Raw genomic sequence first — 6,524 nt, forward strand, 5'->3', positions numbered from 1 at the left:
GCCCGTCCCGTCCCCCGAGGTCACGCCGGAGTTCGCGGGAACGCCGGCCTGCCCGCCGATGGGGTCCGGCCACGGGAAGCTCTCCCAGTCGGATCCCTTCAGCGCGCCGTCCATCGTGCTCTTCCAGATGTCCGCAGGCACTCCGGAGCCGTAGATCAAACCACCGTAGGAGTTGGTGATGGCCTGAGCGTCGGAAGTTCCGATCCACACCGCGGTGGACAGCGACGGCGTGTAACCGACCATCCACGCATCCTTGTTCTGGCCCGTGTCACCCAACTGCGCGGTACCGGTCTTGGCTGCAGACGGGCGTCCACCGGCAAGCGCGTGACCGTTCGAGTACGACGCGATCGGCAGCATCGCCTGCGTGACGTTGTCGGCAACGGCAGCATCGAGACGACGCTCACCGGGAGAAACCGGGCGATCGAGCAGGACTTCACCTTCGGCCGTCACGACCTTCTGGATGAAGTGCGGCTGCTGGTACACACCGGAATTGGCGAGCGTCGCGTAAGCGGACGCCATGTCGATAACGCGAGACTGATACTGGCCGAGCACGATTCCGTTCTCCGGCGGACCACCCTCCTGTGTGAGCGTCGGGTAGTCGAGTCCGGGAATGTGCTCGGGGATGCCGGCCAGGTGGGCGGCGTCGGCGATCTTCTGGGGACCGTTCTCCATCGAGAGCATCAACCGGTAGAAGCTGGTGTTCAGCGAACGCTTGAGTGCCTCGGCGATGGTGCATCGACCACAGGATTCGCCGCCGACGTTTCCGATGGTCACGCCGTTGATCGTGAGCGGTGAACTGTCGAACCGTGCGGACAGCGGAATGTCTTCCATCAATGCTGCGACCAGACCGAAGACCTTGAACGCTGAACCGGTCTGCAGCGGCGCCTGGGCGTAGTCGAAGCCGGCTCCGTCGTCACCGCCGTAATAGGCGTCGACGCCACCGGTCTTGGGGTCGATGGACACTACTGCGGTCCGCAGGTCTTCCGGCTCGCCCTCGAGATTCCGCCTGACGGCGTTCAGCGCAGCTTCCTGCGCAACCGGGTCGATGGTCGTCGTGATCTGCAGGCCAGCGGTGTTCAGCGTCTGATCGCTGATACCGGCCTCGGCCAGTTCCTTGAGTACCTGGGTCTTGATGTGGCCTTCGGGTCCTGGCGCCTGGTTCAGATCGGTCGGCCGATTGGCGGGGGCGACGGCCGGGAACTGCATCGCGTCGCGATCCGTCTTGGTCAGGCTGCCCAGTTCCACCATGCCGTTGAGAACGTAGTCCCAGCGCGCTTGCAGCGCGGACAGATTGGTCTCGGGGTCCAGGAACGACGGGCTCTGGATGACGGACGCGAGAACTGCGCCTTCCTCGACGCTCAGCTCACTGACCGGCTTGTCGAAGTACGCGTTCGACGCGGCGGCGATGCCGTACGCACCGCGACCGAAGTAGATGGTGTTGAGATACGCGGCAAGAATGTCGTCCTTGGACCATTCGCGCGCCATCTTGGCGGAGATGACGAGCTCACGCAGCTTCCTGTCGATACTGCGCTTGTCACCGACCAAGACGTTCTTCACGTATTGCTGAGTGATCGTCGAGCCACCGCCGGCGCTTTCCTTGCCCATCACGTTGTCGCGGGCAGCGCGAGCAAATCCGGAGATCGAGAATCCGGGGTTGGTGTAGAAGTTGCGATCCTCCGCCGAGAGCACCGAATCGCGGACGTGAATCGGGATGGCCGACAACGCGACCTCGGTCCGGTTTCCCTCCGGCGGCACTACCTTGCCGAGCACAGTCGTGCCGTCGGCCATGTAGATGGTGGACACCTGATTGGTCTGCATGTCAGAGGGGCGCGGGACGTCGGTCCGGCTGTACGCGACAGCAAAAATCGACGCGGGCACGATGACCATCAGGAGCACGAGAACGTAGATGGTCCGCCGGACGTACCGCCACTTCGAGCGCTGCTTCTTAGCGGGCTTGGCCGACTTGTTCGACCGGGGCGAATTAGCCGACTTGCCCGATCGAGCCGACGACTGATCGCCACCCGTCGCACTCGATCTGTTCGATGGACTCACTCAACACTCCCGGTCGTGGATCCGGACTTACCGGCACCATTCCACCAGGGTGATATCTCGATCAGATAACTCCCGGCAACTGCGATACCGAAATGTCACCCTACCGGGCTGGCTACTCGCGACGTTCTGCTCGGACCGCGTTCCGATATCCGCGGAACGCGAGCCCGAGAGCGACGACGCAACCGAGCAGCACCAAAGACGGCATCACGCCGGGGTCTCCCTTGACGATCGCGACCACAGCGCCGATCAACGCCATGAGGGCGAAGACCGAGATGAAGCCGGCAATCAGCTCCATACGCTGGGCGCGCGAAGCCCGCCTCATCGAAACCGTGCGCAAGCGCGCATCACGACTTGACGCCGCCTGCGGTCAGACCGGCGATGATGCGTCGCTGGAAGATGAGAACCATGATGACCAGCGGGACCATCACGAGGGTTCCGCCGGCCATGATCGAGGTGTACGGCGTGACGAATGGGTCCGTTCCGGAGAACTTGGCCATCGCCACGGTGACGGGTGCGGTCTTGTCACTCGAGAGTTGGAGCGAGAGCAGGTACTCGTTGACCGTTGCGATGAAGGCGAGGATCGCGGTGGTGAACAGTGCCGGCGCGGCGAGCGGAAGCATGATCAGACGGAAGGCCTGGCCACGGGTGGCGCCGTCAATACGCGCCGCCTCCTCGAGCTCCCACGGAAGCTCGGAGAAGAACGACGTCAGCGTATAGACCGTCAGCGGCAGCACGAACGAGATATTCGGGATGATCAGCGCTTTGTAGCTGCCGATCCAGCCGATGTCGGTGAACAACTGGAACAGCGGGGTCACGAGGGCGACGACCGGAAACATGGACGCGCCGAGGATGATTCCGGTGACGAAGTATTTGCCACGGAAATCGAAACGCGAGAGCGCGTACGCCGTGAACACGCCGATGACCACGGCGATCAGCGTGGTTGCGCCCGCGATGATGAGGCTGTTCATCAGTGCACGGGTGAAGTTCACCTTCGCGTCGGGATCGAGCGCCGCGGTGAAGTTGGACAGCGTGAGATTGGTGGGCCACAGCGACGTCGAGAACGTGTCCGCCGGGTCGCGCAGCGCCGTCACGATCATCCAGTAGCAGGGAGCGAGTCCCCACACGATGATCAGTACGACGCCGATGTAGGTGCCGATCTTGCCGCGTAGTGCCTTGTTCATACCGGCTCCCCCTTCCGCTGCTTTTCCTGCGTGCTGACCGCATTGGCTCCGAGGAATCGGACCAGGATGAAGGCCACAGCGAAGATGATGAGGAACGTGATGGTGGACAGTGCCGACGCCGAATTGGCGCCGACGCGCATCTGATCGACCACCAGAACCGAGATGGTGGAGGTGGCGGGATTGGATCCCATCATGATCGCGGGCAGGTCGTACATGCGCAGCGCGTCCATCGTGCGGAAGAGCACCGCCACCATGAGTGCGGGCTTGACCAGCGGAAGCGTGATCATGCGGAACCGCTGCCACGCCGTCGCACCGTCGACCTTGGCGGCCTCGTAGACGTCGGCGGGAATCATCTGAAGACCCGCGAGGATCAGCAACGCCATGAACGGCGCGGTCTTCCAGACGTCGGCGACGACGATCGCGAATCGCGCCGGCCAGGGGTCCGCCGTCCACAGGATGTTGGTGCCGAGGATCTTGTTGGCAATGCCGTCGTTGGCGAAGATGAAGAACCAGAGCTTCGCGGTGACGGCGGTGGGGATGGCCCAGGGAATCAGCACGGAAGCGCGGAGCAAACCGCGTCCGCGGAACGTCTTGGCCATGATCAACGCCATCGACAGACCGATCACCGTCTCGAGCAGGACGGTGACGACGGTGAAGCCGAACGTATTTCCGATCGACTGCCAGAACTGCGATCCGAGTGTGCCGGGCGGGCAGGGAATCGAGCCGTTGGCGGTGTTGCAGGACTGGGTGATCCAGTTCTTGTAGTTGTCGAACCACGTGAACTGACCGGTGACGAACATGCCGGTCTCGGGATCGAGCTTCTTGCCGTCGCTGTGCATCGACATCCAGATCGCTCGTCCGAGCGGATACAGAATGATGACGGCGAGAACGATCAGCGACGGTGCGACGAACGCCCACACCGGAACTCGTCGACGCTTCTTCGGCTTGTCGGCCGACGCAGGCGGGGGCGAGGTCGGTGGGGGTGGAGTAGCTGCAAGGTCAGGCAGAACCTTGGTCAGGGATGTCCCTGCTGCCTCGGATGCCGACGGCTCTTCTAGCGGTTCCGGTGCACGGTGTCTCCCACCAACGCCCGAACGGTCGGGACCGGTTGAACCGGCCCCGACCGTGGGGTTGGTAGGCACAGCCGCGGAAGGATCCTGCGGTTCTGCCATTGCTTATTGCTCCTGGTAGATCAGTTACCGGCGGTTTCGATGCCGGCCTTGGTGTCCGCCAAAGCCTGCTCGACGGTCTTCTCACCGCGAATAGCAGCGTAGGTGTTGTCGGAGATCGACTTCGACACCTGCGTGTAGTACGGCGTGACGGGGCGCGGCTGAGCGGTCGCGAGTGCTTCCTTCAGGGTCGCGAAGTACGGGAACTGAGCGAGCACTGCCGGATCGTCGTAGACAGCCGAGAGGACGGGTGCGCCGCCGACCTCGGTGAAGTACGTCTGCGACTTCTTGGTCTGCATGAACTCGAGGAAGTCACGAGCCGTTGCCGGCGCGTCGGAGTACGCGCTGATGCCGACGTTGTAGCCGCCGACGGTCGAAGCGCCCGGTCCGTCGACACCCGGAAGAACGGTGTAGCCGTACTTGCCGGCAACCGAGGTCTTCTCACCGTCGACCGAGAAGCCGGACCACGTGCGCATGAAGAGTGCCTTGCCGTCACCGAACGCGGTCTGCGACTCGCCCTCGGAGTAGGTCAGTGCTTCCTGTGGAATGGTGTTGTCGGCGAAGTTGTCGACGATCGACTGAACGCCTGCCTTCGTCTTGTCGTCGATGGCCGGGGTCAGTCCGTCCGGGCCGACCCACGGGCCGTCGAAAGCGTTGGTGATCTCGGTGGTGTTGACCGTCAGGCCCTCGTAGTTCTTGAACTGACCGATGTAGCAGGAGATGCCGGCTTCGACAGCCTTCGGGCAGTTTTCCTTGAGCTCGGCCCACGTGGTGGGAGCCTTCTCGACGAGGTCCTTGCGGTAGTACAGGAACGCGGCGTTGGTGTTCTTCGGCGCTGCGTAGAGCTTGCCGTTGTAGGTGCCCGAAGCGACGGTCGACGGCAGGAGGCCGGACTCGTCGATCGCGAGGTCACCCTCGAGCGGCAGCAGCCAACCGTTTGCGGCGAACTGAGCGGTGTTGACGACGTCGACGCCGATGAGGTCGTACTCGTCGCTCTTGGCCTGCATGCGCTGGGTGATGTCGTCGACCTGCGCGTTGGCTTCCTTCGCCAGCGGCTTGAGCGTGACCTTCTCGTCCGGATGCTCGGCATTCCAGTCGGAGATGATGTTTTCGAGCGCCTCGTTCAGGGCATCCTGCCCCTCGACGATCGTGATGGGTCCGCGGCCTTCGCTCGAGGACGATCCCCCGGATGCGGCCGTGGTGCTGGTTCCGCTGTCCTTGTCCGAATCGGACGAACAGCCTGCCAGTACCAGCATGGACGCTGCCGTGGCTGCAATTGCAGCGCGGCGCATCGCCTTCGAGTTCAGAACCATGGATTCGCTCCCCGTATGTGTATGACAAATAGACGGTCACCGAGAGCCTGCTCACGGCATGCGCCATGAGTGCCGGCTCCCGGCATCGGCCCCTACTGTGGCACGAGACACCCCTACTTGTGGGTATTACGCCGAACCTGAATCGGTCATGTGTCGTTTGACAGGTCGACCTAACCCAGGCGACGCCCGTCGGTGGTGGCAAAAATGTGCACCTTCTCGGGGTCGACGCGCAGGTTGACGCGCTCGCCCTTCTGCGGCGGATTGCGCCAGTCACCACGCGAGACGATCTGCTGCAACCGTCCGCCGATCGTGGTCCGGCCGTAGACGTAGGCGTCCGAGCCCAGTTCCTCGACGACGTCGACCTCCATCGGCAGGCCTTCGGCTGCGATCTCGAGGTGCTCGGGGCGAATACCCAGAACAACCTCGGTTTCGACGACGCCGTTCATCGTCTCGCGCGGAACCGGAACGATCCCGTCACCGAATGCGACGCCGCCGTCGACGACGGGGAGGGTGAAGAGGTTCATCGCGGGTGAACCCATGAAGCCGGCGACGAAGACGTTCTTCGGCTTGTTGTACAGCTCGCGCGGCGAGGCGCACTGCTGCAGGATTCCCTTTTCGAGGACGGCCACGCGGTCACCCATCGTCATGGCCTCGACCTGGTCGTGGGTCACGTAAACCATCGTCGTCGCGAGGCGTCGTTGCAGCTGAGCGATCTGCGTACGTGTCTGCACACGGAGTTTCGCGTCGAGGTTCGAGAGCGGCTCGTCCATCAGGAAGACCTGCGGCTGGCGGACGATGGCGCGGCCCAT

6 protein-coding genes are annotated in these 6,524 nt (G+C 63.3%); all 6 read right to left on the bottom strand.

From position 1 onward, the window contains the following. The coding region (locus ACYP01_RS12780) for a transglycosylase domain-containing protein (protein ID WP_459680352.1) at nt 1–2,052 on the bottom strand (2,052 nt) is incomplete at its 3' end. A 112-nt stretch (nt 2,053–2,164) separates the two neighbouring features. Beyond that, complete coding sequence (locus ACYP01_RS12785) at nt 2,165–2,374, bottom strand: hypothetical protein (RefSeq protein WP_019746112.1); 210 nt, start codon at nt 2,372–2,374, stop codon at nt 2,165–2,167. A 22-nt stretch (nt 2,375–2,396) separates the two neighbouring features. Continuing rightward, a complete protein-coding gene (locus tag ACYP01_RS12790) occupies nt 2,397–3,233 on the bottom strand; it encodes a carbohydrate ABC transporter permease (protein ID WP_459680356.1) in 837 nt (278 codons plus the stop codon). Further along, nucleotides 3,230–4,405, bottom strand: a complete 1,176-nt coding sequence (locus ACYP01_RS12795) for a carbohydrate ABC transporter permease (RefSeq protein ID WP_007735224.1) — start codon at nt 4,403–4,405, stop codon at nt 3,230–3,232. The genes ACYP01_RS12790 and ACYP01_RS12795 overlap by 4 nt, the downstream gene beginning before the upstream one ends. 20 nt (nt 4,406–4,425) lie before the next feature. After that, nucleotides 4,426–5,715: an ABC transporter substrate-binding protein gene (locus ACYP01_RS12800; RefSeq protein ID WP_007735225.1), complete on the bottom strand. Its 1,290-nt coding sequence runs from the start codon at nt 5,713–5,715 to the stop codon at nt 4,426–4,428. A gap of 170 nt (nt 5,716–5,885) precedes the next feature. Further along, nucleotides 5,886–6,524, bottom strand: a 639-nt coding sequence (locus ACYP01_RS12805) for an ABC transporter ATP-binding protein (RefSeq protein WP_459680360.1), incomplete at its 5' end; no start/stop codon positions are given.

Source organism: Rhodococcus sp. no. 34, from assembly GCF_054589475.1.